The organism is Cryobacterium sp. TMT3-29-2, assembly GCF_004564305.1.
Taxonomy (GTDB): domain Bacteria; phylum Actinomycetota; class Actinomycetes; order Actinomycetales; family Microbacteriaceae; genus Cryobacterium; species Cryobacterium sinapicolor.
On the sequence record NZ_SOGK01000034.1, the window covers coordinates 1 to 1,004 of the forward strand.

Consider the following 1,004-nt stretch of genomic DNA (forward strand, 5'->3'; position numbering starts at 1 on the left):
ACGAAGGACTCATCACGTTCGCAAAGTTCTTGAGCGAGAGTCGTCTTGCCGCCGCCGAACGGTCCGTTGAGCCAGATAATCACGTTCAGACTCTATAGCTGTAGGACTCAGCCGCCGGAAGGGGGGACTCATAGGGGCTGGGCGATGTGAGAACCTCGAGGAATGATCGACAGTGTTTTTCTCAACGGAACGGTCGGCGTAGGAAAATCGTCCGTCGCAGAAGCCCTCAGCGTGTTGGAAGCGAAAAGCGAGCACTGCCATGCGGTAATCGACCTCGACCACATCAGACGTGCCTGGCCAGCCCCGGACGGCGACCGCTTCAATCACGAATTGGAAATGGAGAACCTGCGTGACCTAGTTGTGAACTATCGGCGTGCCGGCGTCGAGCACTTCATCCTCGCCGGCGTTGTCGAGGAGGCCGGCGAGGTTCCTCGGTACGAGGCCGCGTTGCAGAGCCGCGGGCTCTTAATCTGTCGCTTGGAAGCCGACCCTGCGACTCTGACCAGGAGGCTCAGGTTGCGCCACGGCTCCAATCCGGCCGAGCTGGATTGGCACCTAGGACGCGCAGGAGAACTCGCAGCCATCCTTCGAGCTGCGTCCGTAGATCACCTCATCGTGGACAACTCGACGGGGTCGCCCATGGCGACGGCAACCATCGTGCAGGAAAAGGCAGGTTGGTGAGGACACGCCCTCCCTGCCCACAAGGGGGAGGGGCCTCATGGCACAGAGCCAAAGGTCTGTGGTGGCGTGAATGAGCTGTGCAGGCGAGTGCGGAATCGAGAGGAGAACTCCAGCGCTCCTGTCGACCGGGACGTCCCAGTCGCCCCGCCCGGACAAGATTCGCGCCCCGGTGTGCTTTTCGCGACAATCGCTCGCTACTCGGCAGTCTCGAAACCCGGCGGATTCAAGTGGTGTTTGCAACACCGGTTTGATTAGTTGGGTTCGAGATTAGCGTGGCGAGGACCTCTGCGGGCGTTCGGTAGCCGTGGCGTTTGCGGGGCCGA

1 protein-coding gene is annotated in these 1,004 nt (G+C 61.3%); it reads left to right on the forward strand.

Annotation, left to right across the window (positions count from 1 at the left end; genetic code table 11):
- The first annotated feature begins 162 nt into the window (after positions 1-162).
- Complete coding sequence (locus tag E3O67_RS04665; RefSeq protein ID WP_198418953.1) at positions 163-681, forward strand: AAA family ATPase; 519 nt, start codon at positions 163-165, stop codon at positions 679-681.
- The last annotated feature ends 323 nt before the right edge of the window (positions 682-1,004 follow it).

Coding starts and splice junctions, on each gene's coding strand:
- E3O67_RS04665 (WP_198418953.1), top strand. CDS start 163: ATGATCGACAGTGTTTTTCTCAACGGAACGGTCGGCGTAGGAAAATCG.